This window comes from Halorubrum tibetense (genome assembly GCF_042661865.1).
GTDB classification, from domain to species: Archaea; Halobacteriota; Halobacteria; order Halobacteriales; family Haloferacaceae; genus Halorubrum; species Halorubrum tibetense.
The window spans coordinates 1-23,400 of sequence record NZ_JBHSWW010000016.1 but is presented as its reverse complement, the minus strand read 5'-3'; the positions used below and the strand labels follow the sequence as shown (position 1 = coordinate 23,400).

The 23,400-nt window shown below is 57.8% G+C and carries 26 protein-coding genes and 3 pseudogenes; 18 read left to right on the top strand and 11 right to left on the bottom strand.

What is annotated here, in order from left to right:
- From ACFQEU_RS02525 to ACFQEU_RS02515, 3 genes are all read right to left on the bottom strand, one after another.
- Positions 1-516: permease (locus ACFQEU_RS02525; RefSeq protein ID WP_379778974.1), on the bottom strand; the 516-nt coding region annotated here is incomplete at its 3' end.
- Positions 513-911: an ArsR/SmtB family transcription factor gene (locus ACFQEU_RS02520; RefSeq protein WP_379778971.1), complete on the bottom strand. Its 399-nt coding sequence runs from the start codon at positions 909-911 to the stop codon at positions 513-515. The genes ACFQEU_RS02525 and ACFQEU_RS02520, both read right to left, overlap by 4 nt.
- Positions 912-917: 6 nt before the next feature.
- Positions 918-1,055, bottom strand: a complete 138-nt coding sequence (locus tag ACFQEU_RS02515) for a hypothetical protein (protein ID WP_379778968.1) — start codon at positions 1,053-1,055, stop codon at positions 918-920.
- Positions 1,056-1,351: 296 nt separating this feature from the next.
- On the opposite strand from ACFQEU_RS02515, the gene ACFQEU_RS02510 reads away from it, so the two are divergent.
- The 10 genes from ACFQEU_RS02510 to ACFQEU_RS02465 all read left to right on the top strand — a co-directional run bounded on the left by ACFQEU_RS02510 (position 1,352) and on the right by ACFQEU_RS02465 (position 13,067).
- Positions 1,352-1,804, top strand: coding sequence for a RidA family protein (locus ACFQEU_RS02510; RefSeq protein WP_379778965.1), 453 nt, complete (start codon positions 1,352-1,354; stop codon positions 1,802-1,804).
- A 106-nt stretch (positions 1,805-1,910) separates the two neighbouring features.
- Complete coding sequence (locus tag ACFQEU_RS02505) at positions 1,911-2,240, top strand: ArsR/SmtB family transcription factor (protein WP_379778962.1); 330 nt, start codon at positions 1,911-1,913, stop codon at positions 2,238-2,240.
- Positions 2,241-2,713: 473 nt separating this feature from the next.
- Entirely contained in the window at positions 2,714-3,481 is a 768-nt protein-coding gene (locus ACFQEU_RS02500; protein WP_379778959.1) for an MIP/aquaporin family protein, read from the top strand.
- A 327-nt stretch (positions 3,482-3,808) separates the two neighbouring features.
- Entirely contained in the window at positions 3,809-4,387 is a 579-nt protein-coding gene (locus tag ACFQEU_RS02495; protein WP_379778956.1) for an arsenate reductase (azurin) small subunit, read from the top strand.
- A gap of 2 nt (positions 4,388-4,389) precedes the next feature.
- A complete protein-coding gene (locus ACFQEU_RS02490; RefSeq protein ID WP_209486831.1) occupies positions 4,390-6,942 on the top strand; it encodes an arsenate reductase (azurin) large subunit in 2,553 nt (850 codons plus the stop codon).
- Positions 6,939-7,610, top strand: coding sequence for an FKBP-type peptidyl-prolyl cis-trans isomerase (locus ACFQEU_RS02485; RefSeq protein WP_209486833.1), 672 nt, complete (start codon positions 6,939-6,941; stop codon positions 7,608-7,610). Before ACFQEU_RS02490 ends, ACFQEU_RS02485 begins: the two co-directional genes overlap by 4 nt.
- A 190-nt stretch (positions 7,611-7,800) precedes the next feature.
- Positions 7,801-8,256 (top strand): RidA family protein, encoded by a 456-nt coding sequence (locus ACFQEU_RS02480; RefSeq protein ID WP_209486834.1) that lies wholly within the window; start codon positions 7,801-7,803, stop codon positions 8,254-8,256.
- Positions 8,257-8,362: 106 nt separating this feature from the next.
- Positions 8,363-9,541: an ACR3 family arsenite efflux transporter gene (gene arsB / locus ACFQEU_RS02475; RefSeq protein ID WP_321168750.1), complete on the top strand. Its 1,179-nt coding sequence runs from the start codon at positions 8,363-8,365 to the stop codon at positions 9,539-9,541.
- Positions 9,542-9,691: 150 nt separating this feature from the next.
- Complete coding sequence (locus ACFQEU_RS02470) at positions 9,692-11,275, top strand: transposase (RefSeq protein ID WP_379778977.1); 1,584 nt, start codon at positions 9,692-9,694, stop codon at positions 11,273-11,275.
- 490 nt (positions 11,276-11,765) lie between these two features.
- The gene (locus ACFQEU_RS02465; RefSeq protein ID WP_379778950.1) at positions 11,766-13,067 is read left to right on the top strand and encodes a site-specific recombinase; all 1,302 of its coding nucleotides are present in this window, start codon (positions 11,766-11,768) and stop codon (positions 13,065-13,067) included.
- 85 nt (positions 13,068-13,152) lie between these two features.
- Here the strand turns inward: ACFQEU_RS02465 and ACFQEU_RS02460 are convergent, their stop codons facing one another.
- The 4 genes from ACFQEU_RS02460 to ACFQEU_RS02445 all read right to left on the bottom strand — a co-directional run bounded on the left by ACFQEU_RS02460 (position 13,153) and on the right by ACFQEU_RS02445 (position 16,458).
- Positions 13,153-14,418 (bottom strand): RNA-guided endonuclease InsQ/TnpB family protein, encoded by a 1,266-nt coding sequence (locus tag ACFQEU_RS02460; RefSeq protein WP_379778947.1) that lies wholly within the window; start codon positions 14,416-14,418, stop codon positions 13,153-13,155.
- A gap of 167 nt (positions 14,419-14,585) precedes the next feature.
- On the bottom strand, positions 14,586-14,834 hold the full coding sequence (locus ACFQEU_RS02455) for a type II toxin-antitoxin system HicA family toxin (RefSeq protein ID WP_379778944.1): 249 nt from the start codon (positions 14,832-14,834) through the stop codon (positions 14,586-14,588).
- A gap of 5 nt (positions 14,835-14,839) precedes the next feature.
- A complete protein-coding gene (locus tag ACFQEU_RS02450; protein ID WP_379778941.1) occupies positions 14,840-15,142 on the bottom strand; it encodes a type II toxin-antitoxin system HicB family antitoxin in 303 nt (100 codons plus the stop codon).
- Positions 15,143-15,198: 56 nt separating this feature from the next.
- The gene (locus ACFQEU_RS02445) at positions 15,199-16,458 is read right to left on the bottom strand and encodes an RNA-guided endonuclease InsQ/TnpB family protein (protein WP_379778938.1); all 1,260 of its coding nucleotides are present in this window, start codon (positions 16,456-16,458) and stop codon (positions 15,199-15,201) included.
- A gap of 106 nt (positions 16,459-16,564) precedes the next feature.
- On the opposite strand from ACFQEU_RS02445, the gene ACFQEU_RS02440 reads away from it, so the two are divergent.
- Complete coding sequence (locus ACFQEU_RS02440) at positions 16,565-17,200, top strand: IS6 family transposase (protein ID WP_379778935.1); 636 nt, start codon at positions 16,565-16,567, stop codon at positions 17,198-17,200.
- A 259-nt stretch (positions 17,201-17,459) separates the two neighbouring features.
- Here the strand turns inward: ACFQEU_RS02440 and ACFQEU_RS02435 are convergent, their stop codons facing one another.
- A complete protein-coding gene (locus tag ACFQEU_RS02435) occupies positions 17,460-17,624 on the bottom strand; it encodes a hypothetical protein (RefSeq protein WP_379778932.1) in 165 nt (54 codons plus the stop codon).
- A 136-nt stretch (positions 17,625-17,760) separates the two neighbouring features.
- Here ACFQEU_RS02435 and ACFQEU_RS02430 point away from each other — a divergent pair, with 136 nt between their 5' ends.
- The 5 genes and pseudogenes from ACFQEU_RS02430 to ACFQEU_RS02420 all read left to right on the top strand — a co-directional run bounded on the left by ACFQEU_RS02430 (position 17,761) and on the right by ACFQEU_RS02420 (position 19,702).
- Positions 17,761-18,156 (top strand): HVO_A0114 family putative DNA-binding protein, encoded by a 396-nt coding sequence (locus ACFQEU_RS02430; protein ID WP_379778929.1) that lies wholly within the window; start codon positions 17,761-17,763, stop codon positions 18,154-18,156.
- Between the two features lie 20 nt (positions 18,157-18,176).
- Positions 18,177-18,281, top strand: a pseudogene (locus ACFQEU_RS18245) (toxin-antitoxin system TumE family protein); the annotation flags it as partial.
- Positions 18,282-18,309: 28 nt separating this feature from the next.
- Positions 18,310-18,726, top strand: coding sequence for an HVO_A0114 family putative DNA-binding protein (locus tag ACFQEU_RS02425; RefSeq protein WP_379778927.1), 417 nt, complete (start codon positions 18,310-18,312; stop codon positions 18,724-18,726).
- Positions 18,727-18,954: 228 nt separating this feature from the next.
- Positions 18,955-19,122: a DUF7837 family putative zinc-binding protein gene (locus tag ACFQEU_RS18240; protein ID WP_449271941.1), complete on the top strand. Its 168-nt coding sequence runs from the start codon at positions 18,955-18,957 to the stop codon at positions 19,120-19,122.
- 232 nt (positions 19,123-19,354) lie between these two features.
- Positions 19,355-19,702 (top strand): DUF6788 family protein, encoded by a 348-nt coding sequence (locus ACFQEU_RS02420; protein WP_007997457.1) that lies wholly within the window; start codon positions 19,355-19,357, stop codon positions 19,700-19,702.
- A 64-nt stretch (positions 19,703-19,766) separates the two neighbouring features.
- Here ACFQEU_RS02420 and ACFQEU_RS02415 read toward each other — a convergent pair whose 3' ends face one another.
- Positions 19,767-20,198: a TRAM domain-containing protein gene (locus ACFQEU_RS02415; protein WP_379778924.1), complete on the bottom strand. Its 432-nt coding sequence runs from the start codon at positions 20,196-20,198 to the stop codon at positions 19,767-19,769.
- A 608-nt stretch (positions 20,199-20,806) separates the two neighbouring features.
- On the opposite strand from ACFQEU_RS02415, the gene ACFQEU_RS02410 reads away from it, so the two are divergent.
- Complete coding sequence (locus tag ACFQEU_RS02410) at positions 20,807-22,051, top strand: orc1/cdc6 family replication initiation protein (RefSeq protein ID WP_209487136.1); 1,245 nt, start codon at positions 20,807-20,809, stop codon at positions 22,049-22,051.
- A 388-nt stretch (positions 22,052-22,439) separates the two neighbouring features.
- Here ACFQEU_RS02410 and ACFQEU_RS02405 read toward each other — a convergent pair whose 3' ends face one another.
- Positions 22,440-22,934 (bottom strand): DUF8045 domain-containing protein, encoded by a 495-nt coding sequence (locus ACFQEU_RS02405; RefSeq protein ID WP_209487138.1) that lies wholly within the window; start codon positions 22,932-22,934, stop codon positions 22,440-22,442.
- A 116-nt stretch (positions 22,935-23,050) separates the two neighbouring features.
- A pseudogene (locus ACFQEU_RS18235) lies at positions 23,051-23,122 on the bottom strand (hypothetical protein); the annotation flags it as partial.
- A gap of 29 nt (positions 23,123-23,151) precedes the next feature.
- Between ACFQEU_RS18235 and ACFQEU_RS02400 the strand changes: the two are divergent.
- Positions 23,152-23,400, top strand: a pseudogene (locus ACFQEU_RS02400) (molybdopterin-dependent oxidoreductase); the annotation flags it as partial.

Below are 23,400 nucleotides of genomic sequence, written 5' to 3'. Positions count from 1 at the left end.
GGCGGCGTCCGTCGCGGACGCCCCGCCGTCGGTCGCGATCTCGCGGCCGCCCGTCGTGATCCGGACGTCCTTCACGTACCCGTCGAGGTCGAACGTGCCGATGATCAGGCCCGCGACGATCGCCGCGAGCAGCGCGGTCGTCACGTACGCGACGGTTACGCCGGTCCCGAACAGGCCGAAGAGAAGGAACACGGCGATCCAGTTGACGATCGGCGAGGCGAGCAGGAACGAGAAGGCCATGCCCGTCGGCGCGCCGGCGCTGAGCAGGCCAGCCAAGATGGGCACGGTCGAACACGAGCAAAAGGGCGTTACTGCCCCGAGCCCCGCCGCGAGGACGTTCCCGCTCCCGTGGTCGCGCGAGCGGAGCATCTCCTCGACGCGCTCGGGCGGGAGGTACTCCTGTGCGAGGCCGACGAGGAACGACGCACCGATGAACAACGGCGTGAGGATTGTCGCGAGATGGAGGAAGTAGCCCCACGAGTCGAGCAGCGCCGCCTCGGTTCCCGGCGGGATCATCGGTTCTCGCCCAACGCCGCGGCCAGATCGAGCAGTTGGAGGCTCGCCGTGTCCGCGATCCGGTAGTACGTCCACTTCCCCTCCTTGCGCGTGCGGACGATTCCCGCGTCACGGAGCGTCCGGAGATGTGACGCGACCGTCGACTGCGGGGCGTCGAGGACGGTCTCCAACTCGCAGGCGCAGAGCTCGCCCTTTCTGAGCGCGTGAACGATTGCGAGCCGCTTCTCGTTGGCCAATGCCTTGAACGATGACAGCTTCGCCTCCATGACCGGGTCGTCGGCGCGTCGCGTCGCCGGGAACGGTCCGTCACAGCAGGCTTCTCCCTCCATCCGTCGAAGCGTTCCGCTGGCAGACTCAGTACCAGTTTGACTCACTGCGTTCGGTTTGTCCGACATCGCGAATTAGTCTTCCGCGCGATTGCCGCCCTCATTCGACGCATCCTCCGTGGTCTCGTCGGCGTCTACCTCCTTGATCTGCAGGTCACAGCAGGTATCGTTGTCACTCGACTCGCCACCGAGCAGTCGGCTGAGTATCGACATACAAATCGATATTTTTCGATGTGACTTAACATATTTGGTTAGATGCACAATCGTAAATACAATTCGAGTCGGAGCGGTAATGCGCTCAAACGACACCCAGACGGTGTTGTTTACGGATCCGAATCGATACCCGTGTCGATAGGTTCTGTGTAACGTGTTTAAGCGTCTCATCGGGTAATATAGTGATAGTAGCGTATGTACCTTATTCCGCTAGTAATAGATGGCGAGTACATCATCGTTTTTGCGCATTTTGGAGATCGTAATTCTCTTTAACGCTTGAAGAATTACTAAAGTGTATGTCAAAGCAGATGGCCGTATCCGACGATCAGGTAGACCGTAGCAATCAGATATCCATCAATGAGTCGCTAAGCGAGGAGAGCAAGCGCCAGCGCGACGGCCCTGACGCAATCGGCGCGTTCGGAACGCGGACCGGCGAGTCGGATCTCGTCTTTTTTCAGGGTATCCTCCCGGAGATCAACGGAGACGTGAAGGGATCGGAGCCGATCGACAAACAAATTGAAATGTGCCTCGACCGGCTCGAACTGATGCTCGAAAACCGCAACACGTCTCTCGACAGCGTGATGAAAGTCGAGATTCAGCTCGCGGATACGGACAGGGCGGGGGCCGTCGACCGGGCGTACGAGTCGCGGTTCGACGACGTCGCGTTCCCGCCGCGGACCGTCGTCGGCGTTTGTTCGTTGCCCGGCGGTGCGAACGTCCAACTCGACGTGATCGCGGCCGAGGAGTGACCGCGGTCGTCAGTTCGGTTCCGTAACAGATCCTGTTTCGTTTCTCCTCCGGCTATGCGGCAAGCCGACAGAACAGTTAATCCGGTCGCGGCGGAACTGGTCGTTTATGGCCGACGCTTCCTCTGACCCGCTCGGCGGAACAGACTTGGATGCCCTGATCGACGACGCGACGACCGCCGCCGACGTGAAGGCGCTGTCGGCGTTCGGATACGAGACGCGCTACCGACTCGTCCGGCTCCTCGTCGAGGCTGACGGGCCGGTCCGATTCGACGCGATCACGCCGTACGTGTCGATAAGTGATAGTGCCGTCAGCCACGCGCTGACACTCCTTTGTGACGCGGGACTCGTCGAAAAAGAAAAGGACGGGAGGTCGCGGAGCTACTCGCCGACAGAGCGTGCGGAGGCCCTCGTCAACGCTCTTGACCGCACGCGATAGGGAAGACAATCGGACCGATAACATGTCCGGTCGGTACGTCGAGCCACGCCGAAACCCTGTCTGCCGGCCGGACGCGTCGGCAGACATGAGACCGATCGTGGTGATCGCTTGAAAACAATTGAAATGCAGGAGCCGGTGGCGCACGTGCATGATGTGGGACAGCTACGAAGTCTACGTCGGGCTCGACTGCAATGAAACGATAAATGTCGAGCAGAATAGTGACGAAGCGAGCGAGGCCACCGTATAACGTCGACTTCCGTAATGAGCGACCTCGCGGTGTTTCCCGTATCTGAGTAGCTGAAGTCGACATATACACGATCAGCTACACATACCGACTCTGGTATGCCAATACGACTTTGATCGGCTCCGGCTTAAGCAGCCGCTCCACTTTGTTTCCGGTTAAATATGTATGTCGAGACAGAGGGATCCAATCCATTTTAATAGATGAACATTTATAAATCTATTGGATAGAAATGCATCCGTACATCGCAGAGGTCATCGGAACAGCGATCCTCATTATATTCGGGGGAGGCGTGGTTGCCAACGTCGTTCTCGACGAGACGAAAGGAAACGGTGGTGGCTGGATCGTCATCACGTGGGGATGGGCGATTGGGGTGTTCATGGGCGTATTCACCATCAGTCAAGTCAGCGGTGGTCACATCAATCCTGCCGTGACGATCGGTCTCGCTGCTGCCGGATTGTTCGATTGGGCGCAGGTCCCACCCTACATTGTCGCACAGACTGTCGGTGGATTCTTGGGAGGCGTAGTGGTATGGCTGGCGTACAAAGACCACTTCGCCGCGACGGAAGACGAAGACGCGAAGCTTGCAATCTTTTCGACCGCTCCGGAGATCCGAAACTATTCGTCCAACCTGTTGACCGAAATCATCGGGACGTTTGTACTGGTTTTCGGGGTGCTATATCTGAACTCTGCGGGATTCTTCGACGCCGCGTCAGGTGAGATACTCCAGTCGATCACAATCGACGGGCAAGAAGTCGGATTCGGTCTCGGGGCGCTGTCGGCGCTCCCGATCGCGCTGGTCGTACTCGGTATCGGGTTGTCGTTGGGTGGCCCCACCGGCTACGCTATCAATCCCGCACGTGATCTTGGACCGCGCATCGCACACGCGGTGCTCCCGTTTCCACACAAGGGATCGTCCGACTGGGCGTATTCTTGGGTGCCTATCGTGGGTCCGATCCTCGGGGCGCTTCTCGCGGCCGGCCTCTATCACCTGCTGTGAGGTGTCGTTCAGCACACGGTCAGGTGTTGTTCAGTCAAGCTGTGTGCTGAGCGTCCGGTTAACACCGGAATTGAGTGTTGAGCGCCTACTCAAAACATACTCTAGTTTTCGCGCACAACACGGTGAACTCACACAACAGTGGTTGAGTACTGCAACCATTGAATAACTGCTCAAATCATAATCAGACGGTGACAGCGGATCCATAGCGATTGCTTGGACATGGTGTAGTGTCTGTGCTTTATTATGTTATATATTATATGCTGGGAGAGATATCGGGCTCAATAAGAGAAAAATACAAGTGTTCATGTTCTAAATCGGTGGTACAGCATGAAGAATGATGATGATTCTATCACTCGTCGACGGTTGCTCGGAGCCGTCGGGACGGCAGGAGCGACGTCAGTCGCGGGGTGCGGATTTCAAGCGCCAACCGCAGAGAATAGCGGGCCAGCGGAATCACCAAGCGAACGCGTCGGTCGAATCGAGCGCTATCCGCGGATTCGCGTTGCGTCAGTGGACGAACTGTCCGTCGGCGACACTGTCGAGTTTGAATACCCGCTCGACGGTTCAGGCACGTTCTTGACCCGTTTATCGGAGGCGGCGAACGGGGGCGTCGGTCCGGGCGACGGCATCGTTGCGTTCAGCAACCTGTGTACGCACATGGGGTGTGCCGTGTCGGGGAACGTCGAATCCGACCGGGGCGTCGCGGGTCCGTGTCCGTGCCATTACACGACGTTTGACCTCGCGAAGGGAGGACTCGTGATCATGGGACCGGCAACGACTGATCTTCCGCAGGTACGACTTGATGTAGAAGACGGTGACGTGTTCGCGACGGGAATGGCTGGCTTGGTACACGGCCGCCGAAACAACTTGGCAGACGGGGAGCCAGTCGAGGAGGAGGGTGAGTGAGGATGGCGGACAACCCGAACACGAATGAGGTTCCCATTCCGCCGGCCGACGCCGAACGATCCTCTCGCTCATGTCGGTACTGTATCGTCGGCTGCAGCTACGAGGTGTTCAAGTGGCCCGTCGGCGAGGAGGGTGGCCCCGACGCCGCGGACAACGCGCTCGACGTCGACTATCCCGCCGGGTACGGCGACTGGCCCTCGCCGAACATGCACCAGATCATCGAGGAGAACGGACAAGAGTACCACGTGATATTCCGGCCGAATCCGGACGCCGAGGTCAACAACGGATCGCACTCGGTCCGGGGCGGGACGCAGGCGCAGTCGTTGTACAGCAAGCACAATGAGGACTACGACGACCGGCTGAAACAGCCGCAGATCCGGATCGGTGGTTCGCTGACCCCCGTCGACTGGGACACGGCCTTGGAGGTCGTTGCGCGGGTTACGGAGTACGCGACCCGCGACGAGCCGAACGGTTACGGGATGAAGATGTACGCCTACCAGTTCGTCGAGAACACCTTCGCGGGGTCAAAGCTGATCTTCGACGTGATCGGCTCGCCGAACTTCGGATTCCACAACCGACCGGCGTACACCCCCGAGAGCCCCGGTGTGGAACACTCCGGGCTGTACGACTGGTCCACATCGTATGAAGACGCCGCTAAGGCAGAGACGATGGTGATCGCGGGGGGAGACCCGTACGAAAATCAAGACGTCTACTTCCACGAGTACGTCGACGCCGGAAGCGCGGACATAATCCAGATCAACCCCCGTCGGACGTTCACTGCGAACTACGCCGAAAACAACGACGGGCTGTTCCTCCAGATCAACGAGGCGACCGATCCGGTCCTGTTGAACGCCATTGCGCGCCACATCGTCGATCAGGGCTGGCACGATCAGGCCTTCGTCGACGAGTGGGTGATGGACGATCGCGACGCGATCGACGAGGAGGGATGGTATCAGGAGGAGTTCGGGATGACGCCCGACGAGTACATCGACCTCCTCCAGTCCGACGATCGATATGCCCCTGAGAATGCTGCGGAGATCACTGGTATTGACGCCACGGACATCCGCGACGCCGCAGAGCGGATCGCCCAGCCCGATAGCGACCAGACACAGACGCTGTTCACTTACGAGAAGGGCCTCATCTGGGGATGGTCCCACGAGAACACCGCGGCGATGGCGAATCTTGCGCTGTTGACCGGCAGCGTCGGCCACGAAGGAACCGGGATCACGCGGCTCGGCGGTCATCAGGAGGGCTGGTGGGAAGGTGGACCGGGCGGTGAGGTTATCGCGGAGCACTCGACGCAGAGCTTCACGGGCGAACACGTTGAAGACGTACCGATCCCGCCGAACACGATCGAACGTGTTCGCAACGGCGAGATCGACCACTGGCACGTGATCGGCAACGACCCGCTCCGGCACGAACACGACACGCAGTCGCTTCGGAATCGGGTCCGCGAGCGAACGAGTGGTTCACAGCCGCAGACCGCTGACGTCGGCGATATCATGGCGGCGTTCCGCGAGCGCATCGACGACGGTGGCATGGTGGTGACTCACCAAGAGATCTACCCGAACTCGACGACGGAGTACGCCGACATCGTGCTGCCGGCGAAGGCGGTCGAAGCCGGCGAGGACAGCAACCACCACCGATGGAATGGCGAGCGGCGGTTCCGCCACTACGCGTCGTTCATGCAGGGACCGCCGAACGCGAGACCGGACTGGGAGATCTTTGCCGACATCGGTCGGCGGCTCGGTGCCAACGACATGGACTGGGAGAGCAGCGACGACCTGTTCGATCACCTCGCCGCCGAGCACGGCGACTCGTACCCGTATCACATCGAGGCGCTCGATGAGAAGGCACAACAGGACGGGACGACGCCGACAGAAGTGATGCGCGATCTCGACGCCGACGGCGTTCGGCTTCCCGCCCGGCTGGAAGACGGCGAGATCGAGGGGACGCCGCGACTTCACACGCCCGACGGCGAGGAGATGCCGGGCGACGGGCGGTTCTTCACCGATAGCGGGAAGGCGATCTTCATGCGCGTCGACTGGGACCGAGTCGCGGACGTGTACGAGCAGCTGACGCCCGACTGCGAGGCCGGCGAGCTGTGGGTGACGAACGGTCGGCTCAACCGTCTCTGGCAGAACATGTACACTCACCAGCGGCTGGAGTACATCTCCAAACGGTACGAACAAAACGTACTCCAGCTTCATCCGAACGACGCCGCGGAGCGTGACATCGAAGCGGGCGACCTCGTCGAAGTTATCAACGACGACGTGTACAACCAGTACAGCGAAAACGAGCAGGGGAGTTTCACCGCGGTCGCGTACGTTGTCGACGACGAGGACGCAGTACAGGGCCAGACGGTCCCGGAGGGGCTCGCGTTCACTTACTGGCTGTATCCGGGACAGGTCGCGAACGACATCGTTCCTGGGTATCTCGACCCAGCGAACCCGAATCCCGGATACAAGTACGCCACCGGCCGGGTGCGTCGCCTCGGCGAGAGCGACCAGAAAGACCGTATGAGCTTCCACCCCGAAAACGTGGCTCCAGAATGACGACAGCTGATCACCCTGCCACGCTCGCGGACGGCGACTTCGTGCGGATCGCGTACACGACCCGCGCTACGGAGAGTGGCCACATCGTGGACACGACAGATCCCACGGTTTCGGCGGACGCTAGTATGGACGGGATTGAAGCTGACGGCCCGATCGTCATCGTGCTCGGAGAAGGGCACGTGTTCGAGCCAGTTGAGGAGGCGATACGAGCGGTCGGAGCTGGTGAGTCGACGACCGTCACGGTAAACCCAGACGACGCGTTCGGCGATCGCGACCCACGTAAGCGTGAGGCGGTTCCCGCTTCACTCCTACCGCCGAACCAGCAGGAAGCCGGGCGAACCGTTTCTGTCGCCGGCCGACGGTATACGATCGAGTCCGTCGATGACGAGACCGCTCAGCTCGATTACAACCATCCGCTAGCCGGTGTCACGTTGGAGTACGAGGTGTCCGTCGGCGAACGAGCGACCGGCGACGACCGCGTCGAAGGATTATGCGCACTCCACGGTCTCGACGCCGAAACGGCGTTGACTGACGGTCGCCTTACCGTCTCCGTCACTGCGGCCGAGCCGTCCCGAGACCGCGACCGCAGACTTCGGACGTTCGTCGGCGACGCGATGCGGTTACTCCCGGTCGATGAGGTGTCTGTCACCGAAACGTACTCGACGTAGTCGCTACCTCTTCGAACCCGTGGATACCAAACCTGTGGCTACGCGGTCACTCTTTTCGGCGGTGTAACTGCTGTTCTCGCCGACTCGATCGAACTGGAGCGGATTCGTCGTGTAACCCACAGTACGCAGACTCCGGATGGATGCGGAGTGCTTCAAAAGGTTTTAATATATGAGCAACTGTTCATCTATTATGAGTCAACAGACGACCGGCTCAGAGCCAGATCAGCATCGTACCGACGAGATGTCCTACGAGGCGTCTCTAAGCACAGAAAGCAAGCGTCAGCGCGACGGAACCGGGAACATTGGAGCGTTCGGGAAGCGTACCGGCTCGTCAGATTTGCGCTTTTTTGAGGGTATTCTCCCCGAAGTCGAGGGAGAATTATTGAGCGGTCACTCAATCGAAGAGCAATTCACGACCGCACTTGACAGACTCGAATCGGCTCTCGCCGACAACCGAAACCTGACGCTCAACGACGTGATGAAACTCGAGATCCAGCTCACGGACCCGAGCGCCGCGGAAGCGGTCGATCACGTCTACGAGTCGCGCTTCGACGACGTCGAACTGCCTCCGCGAACCGTCGTCGGCGTCTGCTCGCTCCCCGGCGGTGCGGACGTACAACTCGACGTGATCGCGGCCGAGGAGTAGCCACTTCCGGCGACATCGCCATCCACGTAATGTACACTAACACGCTTCCGACGCTCCAGTATCGATCGCCATCCAATCCCTTCGATGCCGCGGAGGTGACGGCGTCGTGAGCGAGACGCCACACGAGCACGGGCCCGACTGCGGTTGCGACGCCTGTGGCGACCCGCGCTCGATGGACTTCCTCGACAAGTACCTGACCGTCTGGATCTTCGGGGCGATGGCCGTCGGCGTCGGACTCGGGTACGTCGCCCCGAGCGTCGTCGATCCGATCCAAGACTACTACCTCGTCGAGATCGGGCTCATCGCGATGATGTACCCGCCGCTCGCCAAGGTGAACTACCGCCAGTTGCCGCGGGTGTTCTCCCAGTGGCGTATCCTCTCCCTGAGCCTGATACAGAACTGGCTCATCGGGCCGACGCTGATGTTCGCACTCGCGGTGATCTTCTTTAGTGGCATCGTTCCCGTCTTTCCCGCCCGTCCCGAGTACTTCCTCGGGCTGATCTTCATCGGAATGGCCCGCTGTATCGCGATGGTGCTGGTCTGGAACGACCTCGCGGACGGCTCCAGCGAGTACGCCGCGGGCTTGGTCGCGTTCAACAGCGTCTTTCAGATCGTCACCTACGGCGTGTACATCTGGTTTTTCGCGCTGTTTCTGCCGCCGATTCTCGGTCTCGACGCGATGGTCGCCGGGATCGGCGCGTTCGACATCACCGTCCAACAGGTGTTCTGGGCGATCGCGATCTTCCTAGGCATTCCGTTCGCCGGAGGAATCGTGACCCGATTGGGTGGCGTCCGCTCGAAGGGCGAGGAGTGGTACGAAGAGCAGTTCGTCCCGAAAATCAGCCCGCTCACGCTGATCGCACTGCTGTTCACCGTCATCGTGATGTTCGCCACGCAGGGTGACAACATCCTCGCGCAGCCGTTCGACGTGGTGTGGCTCGCGGTCCCCCTCACGATCTACTTCGTCGTGATGTTCCTCGTGAGCTTCGGGATGGGTCGCGGGATCGGTGCCGACTACTCGACGACGACCGCGATCGGCTTTACCGCGGCGTCGAACAACTTCGAGCTCGCGATCGCCGTCGCCGTCGCGGTCTTCGGCGTCAGTTCCGGCGTCGCGTTCGCGACCGTCATCGGCCCGCTTATCGAGGTACCGGTGCTGCTCGCCTTGGTGAAGGTCGCGTTGTATCTCCAAGACCGGTACGACTGGCGGGGATACACGACCGGGCGACTAGACGAGACGACTACGACCGAAGATGGATCCTCAAGCTCCACGGCTGATGACTGATACTTAACCACCCATCCGCCACACGCTTACAATTCATTCGACGATGAGAGAGTATGTTTGTAGTCATGTCGGTATGGTAACTTTGCTATCGACCTCACCATTTTCTAAATGAGTGGTTCCGGCAGTCCTCCTTCCAAAGATGACCCCCGTATGCAGTCTCTGTGCGAAGCGTACCAGCTCGGGATCACCATCCGGGACAGACTCAAAGAAACCGATCTTGTCACCGTATTCGATGATTTCGATCACACGATAGACGCGATCGAAGACGGGTATCCAGCATGGCATCCTGCGCCACTCTCGTTTCGCGCGATGGTGCTCTCGTTCGTGTTCATGGAAATAACGGGTGATTCATACGCCAACTTTACCCGACGACTCACCCGACAACCGGAAGTAGCGACTATCCTCGGCTTCAGTCGAGTGCCCGACGAATCAGCGTTCTCGCGAGCGTGGAAAAACCGATTCGACGACACAGCCCACGAATACGCCCGCGCTGCCGCCCACTTCGTTGTCAAAGAAGTCCACGATCGCGACATCTCAGCGCCGGAGGTGCGGCCTAAGGCAGAGATCGTCGACGACACGCAAGAAGACGCAAACCCAGTAGAAGACAAATCCTTCTCACAGGACGAGATTGTCCAGACAACGCGCCTCGCGCGTGATCACGCCTATGGACACTTCGACTCTGGTCGGGCGTCGAACGCCTCGTACGAGGACACACAATTTTTCGAGCTACAGACGTTCATGGGGATGGTTCGGTGCGGAACCGCACAGGGGGCGACTCGCTTCCAATATCGTCGTGGCGAAGAGTACGGACCGCATGGCGACACCCACCTCCGCACCGTCAAGCAGTTCGAACCTGACGAGTTCATAAACGGCTTCAATGAGACAACGGACCGCTTGCTCTCCGTGATCGCCTCAGAAGCATCGTTCCGCCGGCCAGTCACTGCCGCGATCGATATCACCGCCATTCCCTACTACGGGGATACCGAGGAGATGCCGATGGTCAGCGGGACCAAAGATAGAGACAGTCGAGCCTTCAAATTCGCAACGCTCTCGATCATCGGACAGAATATCCCGCTCGTTCTCGCCGTGGAACCAGTTCGAGAGAGCTCTGAGTGGGATGAGAACCCGTCAAATCAGATCCATCGGACTGTGCGACGGCTCGTTCGACGAGCGAAAGAGCATGTTCCAATCGAGACAGTGCTGTGTGATCGAGAGTTCGATTCGATACAAGTGTTACAGACACTCTCAAACCTCGATGTGAACTACCTCATACCCAAGCGAGTCTCCAGCTCCGAACGGGATGTACTTGAACAAATGGAGGAAGACGACCAAGAGGTGGCTGTTGAGTCGGCTTCTGTCCATGTTGAATCTGGATCACATCCAATGCGGCTCTTGTACGTGCCGTCGACGAGTGGGGAGGGGACAGCCGTCTTCGCGACGAATCTCCGAGTGGGACCCGATAAGGCCGAGGCGTTCTGTAAACGGTATAGTCGCCGGTGGCAAATCGAGAGCGAGTACAAATCGATCAAGGGCGACTTTCTCGCCAAGACCTCCTCGAAAGACTACCGCGTTCGCTTGTTCTACTTCGTGTTTGCCGTACTCTTGTACAATATCTGGCGGCTCACCGACTTCCTGCTGAAAGCGGACACCGACGGCGAGATGGACTACGCACCTGTGATTACTGCGGGTGAGTGTGTTGAGCTCGTTGCCTCAGCATTGATTCCACACGACTAACTCGCTGAGCCCTCGCTGGGTCCGCCGATCAAGAGTGACAACCGTATTCAGCAGCGCCAAAATCCACGCAATTTCGTACGCCGTCCGGCAGTTCGAGAGTAGGGATTCAAAACCGATGCCTGATCGGTGAGAAGCACCACGAATTGATGGCGATTCGATCCAAAACTGGCCTATCTTCCGAAACTGTGGGGATCTACAGGGCGCGAAATCTATATATCGATATACAATATAACAGTATGCCCACACCGGTCAGATAGGCTCTGACCGCCGATATCACTCGATAAGCACTCACAGAATCACATTTCGGACGAAATTACTTACTCTGTCTTATCTCGGTAAGACGGAGTAAACTCCTAGTGACCCCCACCCGTGGCCCCAAACGAGGCAGATCCAGAACTATGGCCGACGCTTCCCTACACAGTCGCTCCAGCCCGATCGCCGCTGCTGGAGCGGCGTTCCGGCGGCACAACCCCCACACCCCGGAGGTCCAATGACGGGCCGCCGCTCCGTCGAGACCGCGATCGACGACACGTTCACGAAGTACCTCACTGACAAGGGCAAAGGCGACGCCGGCGAGCAGGGCGCGTACCGCGCCGACGCCGAACGCGAGCTCCAACGATTCCGCCGCTGGTGTCTCGGACGGACCGCCGACTCGGCGAACGCCTCCCCGCCAGAGTCGTGGTTGGGCGTCGTCGACGGCGACACCATCCGGTTCGCGGACCTCGACACGACGGTGTTCTCGGACTACGCGCGGTATCTCTCAACCGCCGGGTACGCCGCCGGGACGGTGCTCACCTACTACGCGCACGTCGCGTCGTGGTGCGGGTGGGCGCACGCGCAGGGGTACATCCCGCGGCACTATGCCCGGGAGTCGGACGCCGAGGATCCACTCCCCGAGAACGACGGCCGACGTCCAGGAGACCAGCAGGCGTGGGAGCCGATCCACCGCGACCTGATCACGCAGTTCGTCGACCGGCGCGTCTCCGAAGCGTTCGACGCGCTCGGCGCGATCGAGGTCTCCCATACCGACCGGGACGACCCGGAGAGCGAGACGTGGCAGGCCAAACAGCGCGCCCGGTTCGAGGTGTACCAGCGGTGTCGCGAACAGGCGCTCGTCTATGTCGTTGCGTATACGGGCCTGCGCGGGTCGGAGTTCCTTTCGGCACCCAAGGAGGACCGGGAGGGCCGCAACGGGATCCGATGGCGTGACGTGTCGTTCGCGGACAGCAGCGTCACCGTGTTCCGGAAGAGTCGCGAGTGGAAGGAGGCGTCGCTCCCCGAGCCCGTCATCGGTCCCCTGCGCCGGTACGCCGAGGTGCTGGACGTGCCGGACTCGTGGCCGGTGTTCACGACGCTGCACCGGCCGTCACTCGCTTCCCATGTCACTGAGGAGCTCGCGGCCGACGGCCTCAACGACGACGCAATCGAGCGCGTTCGCGCTGGGGCCCCCGACCTGATCGTCGCCGCCGAGCACGACCTCGACGCGCCGAAGCCGCTGACTACCGACGGCGCCCGGTCGATCATGGAACGGCTCTGGACCCACGAAGCGCTCGCTGAGCGTCGCGACGAACTGGACCTCTCACTCGACGGGGACTATCTCGAACTGCACGGCGGGCGCCGGGGCGTCGGGGAGGTACTTGTTCGACAGTTCGGCTACGCCGCGGCCGCACGGTATCTCGACAACAGTGAGGAACAGGTCCGCGAGGCCTACCAGCATATTGAGGCGGCCGAGCGCGCCGACATGGCGACCGAGGCATTCTCTCAGACGGACAACCGGGTAAACGAGCGGTAAGGCCCGGACTCTCTCGTTACTATACAATAGTAACGTACTGAATCAGTGAACCGCCTCGGGGTCAAGCCCCGAGGCTTCCCGTGGGTTAGTCGGACACTCCCTCACGCCCATCGGCCTGATGGCCTCGAACGGTCGCGGGGGTCACGGTCGGCTGGTTCACACAGCCCGATGCCTGCCGTCGCAGTTTCCTAACAGTCGGCAACGTGTTGAGAGCAGGCACATTTCGATCCAACGACTCCAATCCTTTCTTCGCAATATTCACTGCCGCGTTCCGGTCAGCGTGGTCTTGCCGACCACACGCGTTACACTTGAACCGTTTCTTCCGACGATTCGACTGAGCCGTATGCTCACACTTCGAGAAAGAACACATCTGACTGGTGTAAGCCGGGTCTATGTCGTCGCTCGGAATCCCCTCGAACGCCGCTTTGTACGCGACGAACGAGCGAAGTTTGTGAAACGGCAACGAGTGCAACCGACGATTCATCCGAGTGCCGTAATCAATCGAGTCTCGCATATGCTTGAGGTCTTCAAACACAACGAGCGGCGACTCGAATTGCTGAACCCACTCCACGATTCGCCGGGAAATTTGGTGAAGTTGGTCGTGAACATACCGTTCTTCCTTGTCCTCGAGCACTTGGTCGAACGCTGTCTGGCCAGCGTTTTGCATCCGTTTTCGGATCGTGAAGTAGCGATGGCGCTCTTGCTTGATTTCAGGGTAGCCGATGACCACTGAGTCAACGATAGCGTCTTCACGAAGGGCTGAAAGAGCTACACAGTCCTCGTTGATATCCACCCCTACGACAGTCTGAGTGTCGTGTTTGTCTTGAACCGTGGCTTCGAGATGAGTGACGTTGACGTGCAGTTCGTGATTGCCGTTACGCGTCATCGCTTCAGCGGTTCCGACACGCCATTCGTCACTTTCGAGGGCTCGTTCGAGGAGTTCGAGGTTGTCTGGTGCGCCACGAAGTGTACCTTTCACCGGATTGTACGGTTGGGCACTGATTCGGTAGTGTATCTCGTCGTCTTTTAGGGAGAGGTTGTATCCCTCGGTAAAGTTCATTCGCAACGGATATGGCCCAGTTTTCTCGTGACTGGGTGTGTTGTAGTCGTCGCGGTCGTAAGACTGCTGAAGTGCGTCGAGTGCTTTGGCGACGATTCGTTGCGTGGTGTTCTTCACGAGGTCAGCTTCGTCTTCAAGACGTGGTGAGATGTCGTCCCAGTCCATCCCCTCTTTCGCTAACCGGATGGTCTGATTGTACACCCATCGCGCCTCGCGGTACGCTTCGGAAAGAAGTCGCTCATCACCGGATTGGAGTTGAAAGACAAGTGTCTTCGTAAGCGACTTTTCCATACCCTAATCGACGGACGTGGATGTGGTAAAGGTATGGATTAGCGTTGATGGGTTAGGCGTTGTCGGCTTCACCCTCGGGGTCAAGCCCCGAGGCACTCGCCTTGCTCATCTGTAGATCCGTCCGGGGGTACAGTCCAATACCTTCGGCGGGTTAGCTGAGTGGCGTATCAGCACTGCTGGTCAATCCACTGACACCACTTCTCGAAGTCCTCCGCGCCGGACTGCTCTGCGATGTTGCGCAACGTGCCAATTCGGATCCGGTCGTGTTGGGGTACAGAGACGACGCGGACATCATCGTCGTTTGTCGGGTGCTCGTACCGCAGCTTGACGTGGCTACCGGTCCGGTCAACAATAACGAATCGGTTTTTTGTGAGTGCCTTGACGACGTCGCGCCCGGAGAAATCGCGTGACGCCATCCGATTTACTGCATAAAGTCGGGGAGGCCATCGTGCTCATCACGAGCCTGCGCTACCTCATCCGGATCAATACCGAGATTCTCGAGTGCTTTCTCCTCTTCCTCCCGGGTATCGATCGATTCGCCGATCTCCCCCTTGTGGAGCGCGACTGCCTCATCGAGGTTGTCAAGGGCGCCCTGCCTCGTCTCACCTTGGCTCGCAACACCTGTCTCCTCGTCATGGGCGACCCACCAGCCGTCGTCCGCCTGAGTGAGCGTGATAGTTCGCCCACCCTGAGGATCGTCGTTCGTACTCGTTTCAGTGCTCATTACCAGCGTATTACCTGAGTAGTGTGATAAGCATTCGGCCGGTGAACTACCCCACCCTACTCGCCCACTGCATGCGCCGTTCGCTCCTTGAGGGTGGGGCTTCCTGTTTCGATGACGCGCTTTGCAGATACCGAATGAGTATCCGTAGGGAGCGCAGTCTCCACAGGCGTTGATTCGGGCCATCCCAGCCCTAGTTCGGCAAATCCTCTCTGCAAGACGTTCATCGCCGCATTCGCGTCTCGGTCACACGCAAATCCACAACTCGGACACGAGTGTTCTCGTACCCAGATAGGTTTTGCCGTCTCAACACCACACGACGCACACTCCTTTGTCGTTCCCGCTGCGTCGACTTGCACGACGTGTGTCCCGTACAGCTCACCTTTGTATTCGAGTAGGGTGATGAACTGTCGCCACGCCGCAGCCTGTTTATTCCGCGCGTTCCCGTCACCCTGGAGTATCTCAGCAACGTCCAAGTCTTCCACAAACACCGCATCATACTCGGTGGCGAGCCACGTCGTGAGCTTATGCTGGTAATCTAGCACCTTCTGGCGGATGTGGCGTTTGACCTTCGCAACCGTTTTGCGCTGTTTTTCGTCGTTGTTCGACCCGTGTTCCTTCCGCGAAAGTTTTCGTTGCTCCCGGCGGAGTCGGTCGTACTCGTCTTCGAGGTCCAGCCAGTCCACGAGATTCCCGTCCGACGTGTGGATATAGTTCAAGATACCGAGGTCGATACCGACGCTGTTTGTTGTTCCGAGCGTCTCCACGTCCGGTTTTTCGGGCAGGTTTGTCTCATCGGTTTCGAGGCCGAACGAGACGAACCACTCTCCAGTTGTCTCTTTTTTAATCGTGACCTCTTTGATAGAGACTTCGTCAGGGATCTCGCGGTGATAGCGGATTTTGATGTCACCGACTTTGGAGAGCCAGAGGGTCGCACGCCGGCCACTCGTGTTTTTGAGTTCGAAGCCGGACTGCGAATACGTCATACTCTGGTACTCACGCGGCGGTTTCCATTTGAGCATCCCAACCTTGTGTCCGTGCGCTTTCTGATCGGAGAGGTTCGAGAGATTCTGGTAGAACCGTGTGATGGTTCGCTGGAGTGCTTTCGAGTGAACCTCTGTGAACACCGGATATTCATCTTTCCAGTCGGTGAGACGGTCATGATGCTTGTACGCCGATCCGATAGTATCAGCGTCGTTGTGGTTCGTGTATTCGTACCGCGTGAAGTTGTACGCTTGGCGATGAACGTCGATATGGTAGTCCAGTCGCTCCGCTACCTGTTGTGTCGGGAAAGCGCGGTAGCGGTGACTGTATTCCATCGCTGTCTCCTAATTCGGAATGTATTGAGTTAATGGTTTGTACTCCTGTGCGGGCGGTGTTCAGATAAGGATTGAAAGGTGAGGCGGTGCGTTTTCAAAGTGATTCATGCCCGAAAACGACCGCCTCAGCGGCTGTTTAGACGAGATCAACTTAGAGTTTGTGGAGCGAGAAGCAACACCGCGGCTGTTGATGAAGCTCAGTATTCAGCTACATCTGTCTGGATTATCACTTTCGAATACTGTTTCTTTTCTTGAGGTATCCGGTGTTGATCGGGTTCGATCTACCGTCCATAATTGGGTTCATAAGGCTGATCTACAGCCGAAATCTGGTCGGAGTCCGAATCACGTTGCGGTTGATGAAACTGTGATTCAGCTTGATGATGAACAATATTGGCTGTACGCCGCCGTCGATCCTGACTCAAACGATCTGTTACATACAAAGCTTGAACCGACAAGAACGAACGTGATCGCAGATCAGTTTTTTGCGGAACTCCGCGAAAAACACGATGTAGATGACGCGATCTTTCTTGTTGATGGCGCGGTTCCACTTCACCGAGCCTGTGAAAAACACGGCCTCGATTTCAGATACGAACGACATGGAAATCGGAACAGCGTCGAACGTGTCTTTCGTGAGGTAAAACGCAGAACTATCTGTTTCTCAAACTGTTTCAGCAACGCCGAAGCAGAAACTGCAAACGAGTGGCTGAGATCGTTTGCTTTCGCATGGAATCAGCTTATCTGAACACTACCCCTGTGCGGCGATTCATCCCCTCCCTACTCGCTCGCGGTACTCACTCGTGGAGGAAGGGGCATTCTCGCCTCTATTCTGGTAAACGAGCCGTCTTAGATCTTAACCAGTAACTTCAGTGTGAATCTTCAGAACGGAGGTCATCGATAATGGCCGCCATAGAGTCGAGTTGTGTTCGAGAACAAGACCGCCAGTCGGTAGATCATCTGTAGCTGGTTCTCAGTAGCACTGAAACCACGTCGAAGCAGTAGCACTACTCGTCGATGTCGACGACAGTCGATTCCTCGGGGGGAGCGATCTCGATCTCGGCGGCACCGCGCTCGATCTCCCCGGGCGTCCTCTCCTCAGCCTCGGCGAGCAGCGCGGTGAGCTCCTCGTCGGAAATGATGTCGGCGTCGGCAGGGGATTCGCGGCTCATGTCTTCCTCTACCCATTGCGAAGGAATAAACCGGGGTGATGGTTCATCACCATCTGCCAACGACGGCGTCCGTCCTGGTGACCCGAGCACGCTGATCAACGCACAATCGAAACCCCAGCCCCACACTACAACAATCATGACCCGAACACTCTACGTCCGGATCAAGTCCGCGGATTGTAGTGGCCTCGAGGAGCGGCTCGAAGCGATCGACGCTGGCGATGACGTCGAACCCAGCGAGCCAACGCTGTCGATCGAAGACCTCGAGACGTTCGGTCGCGTCTTCCGGTCGACCAGCCTCGAACTCCTCGAAGCAATCGTTGAACACGAGCCGGAGAATATCCGTGAACTCGCTCGCCTCGTCGACCGGAACCCACCGGAGGTCCTCGACAACGTGAACGACCTCGCCGACTACGGGCTTCTCGAGCTCGAAGAGAACGGCAGCGCGAAGCGCCCCGCCGTATGGTACGACGAGATCGACGCCGACCTCCCGCTCACATCGGCGTCGGAACGGGAGCGCAAGGCGAACGCCTGAGCGCTGAGATACCGATGGCTGACGACGTCGAGTTCCCCGGGATGGAGGACCGGCTTGTCGAGTTCTGGGCGAGCGCAGACGAGTACTGGGACGCCGTCGGCGGCGACCCGCCCCGGCCACACTGACCGAATACCAACACACGATACCCCGACCATGACCACACTCCACATCACCGTTGGCGACCGAGAACAACTCCGTGAGGACGCGCTCCAGTTCGTCCAAGATGTCGAGGCCGACGATCTCGACGATCAGGATAGAAAGGCAACGCTCCAGTTCGGCACCTACGACGACTTCGTCGACAGTCTCACGCCGCTGCGCCTTGAGCTCATCCGGGCGATCGCAAAAGAGGCGCCTGAGAGCATGCGCGAGGCAGCGCGTCTCGTCGAGCGTGACGTGTCCGACGTCCACTCGGACCTGAAGCATCTGGAAGTACTGGGCATCCTCATGCTCGAAGAGGGCGGGCCCAGCGGTGCGATTCAACCCGTTGTTCCGTTCGACCGCATCGAGGTCCACATCGACTACCCGCTCATCGATAGCGGTGACGCCGATGGTACTCCCGCGAGCGCGTAGTCACCACCCACCGCTCTCGGAGTGTCCTCGTATGATGGTTACTCACGATTCACAATCACGCTGCTGTCCCGGAACAGTACTTTCGCCCCGCTCGCCCGAACTATAAGTCACAGAGTCTCAAATTTTGAGTAGAGGGAGCACCGCTGAGTCGGTTTTAACAACCAGATCAGCTCTAAAACAGTGTCACACGCTCCCTCTCCCCTCGAAGTAGCCCGTGAACTCGTGAGAATGAGTCCTAATGACCCAGAGACGGTCCGTGGCGACTGCTCGTTCTGTGGCGAGACAGTCACCGGTCGGCACGCAATCATCCACTTTGAGACCGCTGGCGGTGGCCCTGGCGTGTGGGCCGAATGTCCAAGCTGTGGTGAGATCGTTGACCCCACCCATGCTCAGTAAACAGTTCATCCAGCAGATTGTTAGGCTCAAGCCGTCATCGACAACGCACCACGAGTGCCGTCAGTGTGGGTACAGCGTGGAGAAAGAAGTCGATGAATGTCCACAGTGTGGCTCTCACGAGATTGCGGCCTACGATCTTGAGTAATCGCTGAAGTGTTCACGGTTGGTAGAGAAGGTTCTATACCTTATGTATCACCCGAACGCTAACATGGCTCCGATTGTTACATAAGGTATGAAGCAGCCGTCACCACCCACCTCGCTTCCGAAGTATCTCGCAGAGGGGCTCCCAAAACAGGATACGGGGACACTCCAAGAGGTACAGAACTATATTGAGGCGCTCATCGAGTATCGCGACCAGTCGGTCGACACTGACGAGCTTCCCGAGGCTGCCGAGCCCGTCGACGAGCCTGATGGCGCAGGAAGCGGGACCGTTGTCAAAGAGAAAGTCACCTGTGGCGACGACAGCTGTAAATGTGCCAACGGGAATCCCTCGGATATGCACGGTCCGTATCTCTATCGCTACTATCGTGAGAACGGCACGATGAAATCGGAGTACGTCGGTAAGCCAAAAAGTGAGTAGTGGTGAGTCAAGACTACCAAAATTTTGACGACGTCGACCAACAGATATAGGCGATAAATCGACGCTACAGCGCCCGTAAGTCGCGTTCGACGATACTAGCAAACGCGACGTTCTCTTTGACTTGCTCGATCTCGACCGACGGTTCATCACCTGGTTGTCCGCCGGGGACAATCACGACGTAGCCGTGTTCAACCTTCGCGATGCCATCGCCTTGATCACCAGTCGTCTCGATCGTCACATCGCGGACCTCACCCTCATTTACTGGAGGACCGTCCGACGTTAGAGTTTCCTCTTGGGCAGTTGATTGAGGTTGGTCTTGCTGGGTCTCCTGTTCTTTCGAAGATTTCGACGCGAGGATGGCGATCCGGTACGTTTCGTCGACAGCGAGCGTGCCATGTTCGACTTCATTCGACGGAATATCCATGACATATGACCCATCACGTTCTTCGATTTGAGCACTGAACAGAGAACGGAACGAATCAGGAATTTCAGTCATCGGATGTCAGTAGTATAGGAAGCACAGAGTATCTAAATGTCGCGTATTAGAGTGTCGGAGAGACTGGTACTACTGTAGAATGAAGCGGCCGTATCTCAGAAGCTCGGAACAGTGTCTACACACCATAGCGTCCGCTGTTCTCAGAGAGCGGCTAGACGGAACAGCGGACACGGTGGAGTGGTACCCACCGAGTGACCGATAGCGTGAGGGAGAGAACGGCGGACACGGTGGTGTCCACCAGTAGTGTACGACCTAGATAATCAGTGATAGGACCTGATCTGGAGAGGAAAACAATAGAATGGATAATCAGTATTGTTGAACCCTCCCTCCACGGTGTCCGCAGTTCTGTGTAAACTAAGTAGGAGACTTAGTTATGCCACCTACTAATTTAATAGTATAATCTTAAGACTACGAACTAGTAATAGCACAATAGTAATAAAACTATCTATACATTAGAGTCAAAATAGAGTGCTTTGATTACAATTTCTACTAACAGCGGACATAGTGGGGGGAGGGTGTGATGGCGTAATATAAATAAGAAGAGAACAGCAGACACTACGGACAGGGTGGTTTTATATTGGGAGCGATTTATCAACAGACGTACGACGATGGGAATGTTCGAGCGGGACACCGATATTTACCGTGACCGAGACGCCCTTCGTGAGGACTACCAACCCGAGCAACTGGTCGGTCGAGACGAGGAACTCGACACATATCAGACGACCCTACAGCCCGTTATCAACGGCGAGCAACCGAACAACGTCTTTCTCTACGGTAAGACAGGTGTCGGCAAGACAGCTGCAACGCGATATCTACTTGATCATCTTCAGTCCGATGCGGCCGAGTACGACGATATTGATCTCTCGGTAGTTATGCTCAATTGCGACGGCCTGACATCGAGCTATCAGATCGCGACCCGCTTAGTCAACGAGTTCCGGGACGATACCGATCAGATCAGCACGACTGGGTATCCGCGAGCCGCTGTCTATGATATGCTCTGGAACGAGTTAGACACTAATGGGGGGACAATTCTGATCGTCCTTGACGAAGTCGATCACATCGAGGATGACTCCATCCTCTATCAGTTGCCGCGAGCTCGGGCGAATGGCAACCTCGAGACAGCCAAGACTGGGATTATTGGTATCTCAAACGACTTTTCATTTCGTGAGGACCTCTCCCCGAAGGTACGATCTTCACTGTGTGAGGAGGAGATCCACTTTCCTGCTTATGACGCCACAGAACTACAGCAGATTCTCCAGCAACGAGCTGATGTCGCGTTTCACGAGAGCGTTCTTGAGGAAGGCGTCATCCGCCTCTGTGCTGCCTACGGGGCAAAGGATGCCGGCGACGCTAGGCAATCACTCGACCTATTAATGAAAGCAGGAGATATCGCTCGCGATGACTCTGCCGAACACGTCATCGATGAACACGTTCGTCAGGGCCGGACATCACTCGAACGGGGACGAATTCGTGAAGGAATTGGGGGCCTCACCCAGCATGGACACCTCGTGTTGTATGCCGTGTTGACGCTCGATCAGCAGGGAAAGACTCCGGTTCGCTCGCGGGATGTTCGACCCAGATATACGAGTATGGCCGAGCGGGCAGGGATCAACCCGCTCGTTACACGCCGGATGCGTGATCATCTTAGCGAACTCATTATGCTCGGGATTCTTGACGTCACCGAACGCAATGAGGGTCGCCGCGGTGGAACCTACCGCGAGTATTCCGTGTCAATGGATCCAGAGCTAATCATCTCTGCGATGGCTGATACTGTCGAACTCGTTGGAATCCACGAGTCAATAGAGAAGTTGCTTGAGCGAGAATCTACGTCAACCCTGCAAGACTATCAGTAGTTCTCTCCGTGTGTTGATTTCTCCGGACATCGTGGTGTCCGTTCCGCTTGGAGGCACACTCTCGTATGAATCGGTCGGACGATAACAGCGGACAGTCCGGTGTGACGGTAGTTGCGTTCGATTGAAATATGAAGATATGACGCCTTGTTGAACGCAAGGCAGCGTCGGGCTAAATCGACTCTACACAGTCTTACAGCGTTAGAGGCGCTCTTATCTAGAACCGTGAAAAGCGGCCATTTGCGTATACTGGCTTTATCATGAGGAACCAATTAAGCGGTCAACATAAACGGCTAATGGCATGAAACCAGCTGATAGAGCTACTCATTTTCAGGTATCCTGTGTGATACCAAGCAGTCAGCGTTCGGTACTCCCGATTCAATAGCGTACGCTATGGAAATTCGCAGCCGCAGTCCGGACAGAAGGTTTCGTCGCCATCCAGCAGAGAGAGGCACTCAACGCAGAGACGGTTGCTTGGATCGGTGGCGATATCTTCCAGAAAGTCCATCGCAGTCTGTGACGCAGCCCCTGGCCGATAGCCGTTAGCGTACCCCGGCAGTGTTGAGGCCCATTGGACTGTCTCCTCATCATCGACTACCGCAACGTTCCCAGCGATATTGAGTTTCCCGTAGCGTTTGAACGCCTCTGACGGTGTCTGGTCGATAGTTTGGTTTAGAGCACAGTTACGTTTGAGGTCGCGCTCGTAGACATCCTCAGGCGTTGAGGATCGTATTTCGCCTGGGAAGTCCGTGATCGTCCCGTGCTGCTCGTCGATCCGGTCAATCTCGATATCGATGCCGTGCGTATCATACAACGTTCGAAAGAGCCGTAGCGTATGGTCGTGCCATTCTCGGACGTCCGCATCAGCGTAGTAGCGGAGAATCATGTGTCCTGCTCGGTGTTTTCTGCGGCCGCGATGCGGTCCGAGAGGCTTTGGGCGAGCCACTCGTTGGCGAGTTCGCTCGCATAATCGACCATCTCTTGATGGCTCATCCCCTCGGTTCCGAAGGATTTGTAAACGTGCCATTGTTCCGCACTTGGATCAAAGACAATTACATGTGTCTTCGCTTTCATATCCAGCAGGAACGCTTCGATCGTGCCAGGAGACGATCCGCGAGGCGGCCCGGGCGTACGGCGAGGCCGACCGCGCCGCGGTCATCACGGGAATGGGGACGAGCCAGCACCGCTGCGGCACCGACAACGTTCACGCCCTGCTCAACCTCGCGCTGTTGACCGGGAACGTCGGTCGGCCGGGGACCGGCGTGAACCCCCTACGCGGCCAGAACAACGTGCAGGGCGCCAGCGACGTCGGCGGGCTCCCGGGCGTGCTCCCCGGGTACGAGTCCGTGACG

What these genes read in the sequence shown, in the direction of transcription:
- ACFQEU_RS02440 (WP_379778935.1), top strand. Translation starts at nt 16,565, where the DNA reads ATGCCCGAAAACGACCGCCTCAGCGGCTGTTTAGACGAGATCAACTTA.
- ACFQEU_RS02490 (WP_209486831.1), top strand. Translation starts at nt 4,390, where the DNA reads ATGGCGGACAACCCGAACACGAATGAGGTTCCCATTCCGCCGGCCGAC.
- ACFQEU_RS02455 (WP_379778944.1), bottom strand. Translation starts at nt 14,834, where the DNA reads ATGGCGTCACGCGATTTCTCCGGGCGCGACGTCGTCAAGGCACTCACA.
- ACFQEU_RS02450 (WP_379778941.1), bottom strand. Translation starts at nt 15,142, where the DNA reads ATGAGCACTGAAACGAGTACGAACGACGATCCTCAGGGTGGGCGAACT.
- ACFQEU_RS02495 (WP_379778956.1), top strand. Translation starts at nt 3,809, where the DNA reads ATGAAGAATGATGATGATTCTATCACTCGTCGACGGTTGCTCGGAGCC.
- ACFQEU_RS02420 (WP_007997457.1), top strand. Translation starts at nt 19,355, where the DNA reads ATGAAGCAGCCGTCACCACCCACCTCGCTTCCGAAGTATCTCGCAGAG.
- ACFQEU_RS02430 (WP_379778929.1), top strand. Translation starts at nt 17,761, where the DNA reads ATGACCCGAACACTCTACGTCCGGATCAAGTCCGCGGATTGTAGTGGC.
- ACFQEU_RS02465 (WP_379778950.1), top strand. Translation starts at nt 11,766, where the DNA reads ATGACGGGCCGCCGCTCCGTCGAGACCGCGATCGACGACACGTTCACG.
- ACFQEU_RS02520 (WP_379778971.1), bottom strand. Translation starts at nt 911, where the DNA reads ATGTCGGACAAACCGAACGCAGTGAGTCAAACTGGTACTGAGTCTGCC.
- ACFQEU_RS02415 (WP_379778924.1), bottom strand. Translation starts at nt 20,198, where the DNA reads ATGACTGAAATTCCTGATTCGTTCCGTTCTCTGTTCAGTGCTCAAATC.
- ACFQEU_RS02480 (WP_209486834.1), top strand. Translation starts at nt 7,801, where the DNA reads ATGAGTCAACAGACGACCGGCTCAGAGCCAGATCAGCATCGTACCGAC.
- ACFQEU_RS02435 (WP_379778932.1), bottom strand. Translation starts at nt 17,624, where the DNA reads ATGAGCCGCGAATCCCCTGCCGACGCCGACATCATTTCCGACGAGGAG.
- ACFQEU_RS02515 (WP_379778968.1), bottom strand. Translation starts at nt 1,055, where the DNA reads ATGTCGATACTCAGCCGACTGCTCGGTGGCGAGTCGAGTGACAACGAT.
- ACFQEU_RS18240 (WP_449271941.1), top strand. Translation starts at nt 18,955, where the DNA reads ATGAGTCCTAATGACCCAGAGACGGTCCGTGGCGACTGCTCGTTCTGT.
- ACFQEU_RS02510 (WP_379778965.1), top strand. Translation starts at nt 1,352, where the DNA reads ATGTCAAAGCAGATGGCCGTATCCGACGATCAGGTAGACCGTAGCAAT.
- ACFQEU_RS02460 (WP_379778947.1), bottom strand. Translation starts at nt 14,418, where the DNA reads ATGGAAAAGTCGCTTACGAAGACACTTGTCTTTCAACTCCAATCCGGT.
- ACFQEU_RS02500 (WP_379778959.1), top strand. Translation starts at nt 2,714, where the DNA reads ATGCATCCGTACATCGCAGAGGTCATCGGAACAGCGATCCTCATTATA.
- ACFQEU_RS02425 (WP_379778927.1), top strand. Translation starts at nt 18,310, where the DNA reads ATGACCACACTCCACATCACCGTTGGCGACCGAGAACAACTCCGTGAG.
- ACFQEU_RS02505 (WP_379778962.1), top strand. Translation starts at nt 1,911, where the DNA reads ATGGCCGACGCTTCCTCTGACCCGCTCGGCGGAACAGACTTGGATGCC.
- ACFQEU_RS02410 (WP_209487136.1), top strand. Translation starts at nt 20,807, where the DNA reads ATGGGAATGTTCGAGCGGGACACCGATATTTACCGTGACCGAGACGCC.
- ACFQEU_RS02470 (WP_379778977.1), top strand. Translation starts at nt 9,692, where the DNA reads ATGCAGTCTCTGTGCGAAGCGTACCAGCTCGGGATCACCATCCGGGAC.
- ACFQEU_RS02405 (WP_209487138.1), bottom strand. Translation starts at nt 22,934, where the DNA reads ATGATTCTCCGCTACTACGCTGATGCGGACGTCCGAGAATGGCACGAC.
- ACFQEU_RS02445 (WP_379778938.1), bottom strand. Translation starts at nt 16,458, where the DNA reads ATGGAATACAGTCACCGCTACCGCGCTTTCCCGACACAACAGGTAGCG.
- ACFQEU_RS02485 (WP_209486833.1), top strand. Translation starts at nt 6,939, where the DNA reads ATGACGACAGCTGATCACCCTGCCACGCTCGCGGACGGCGACTTCGTG.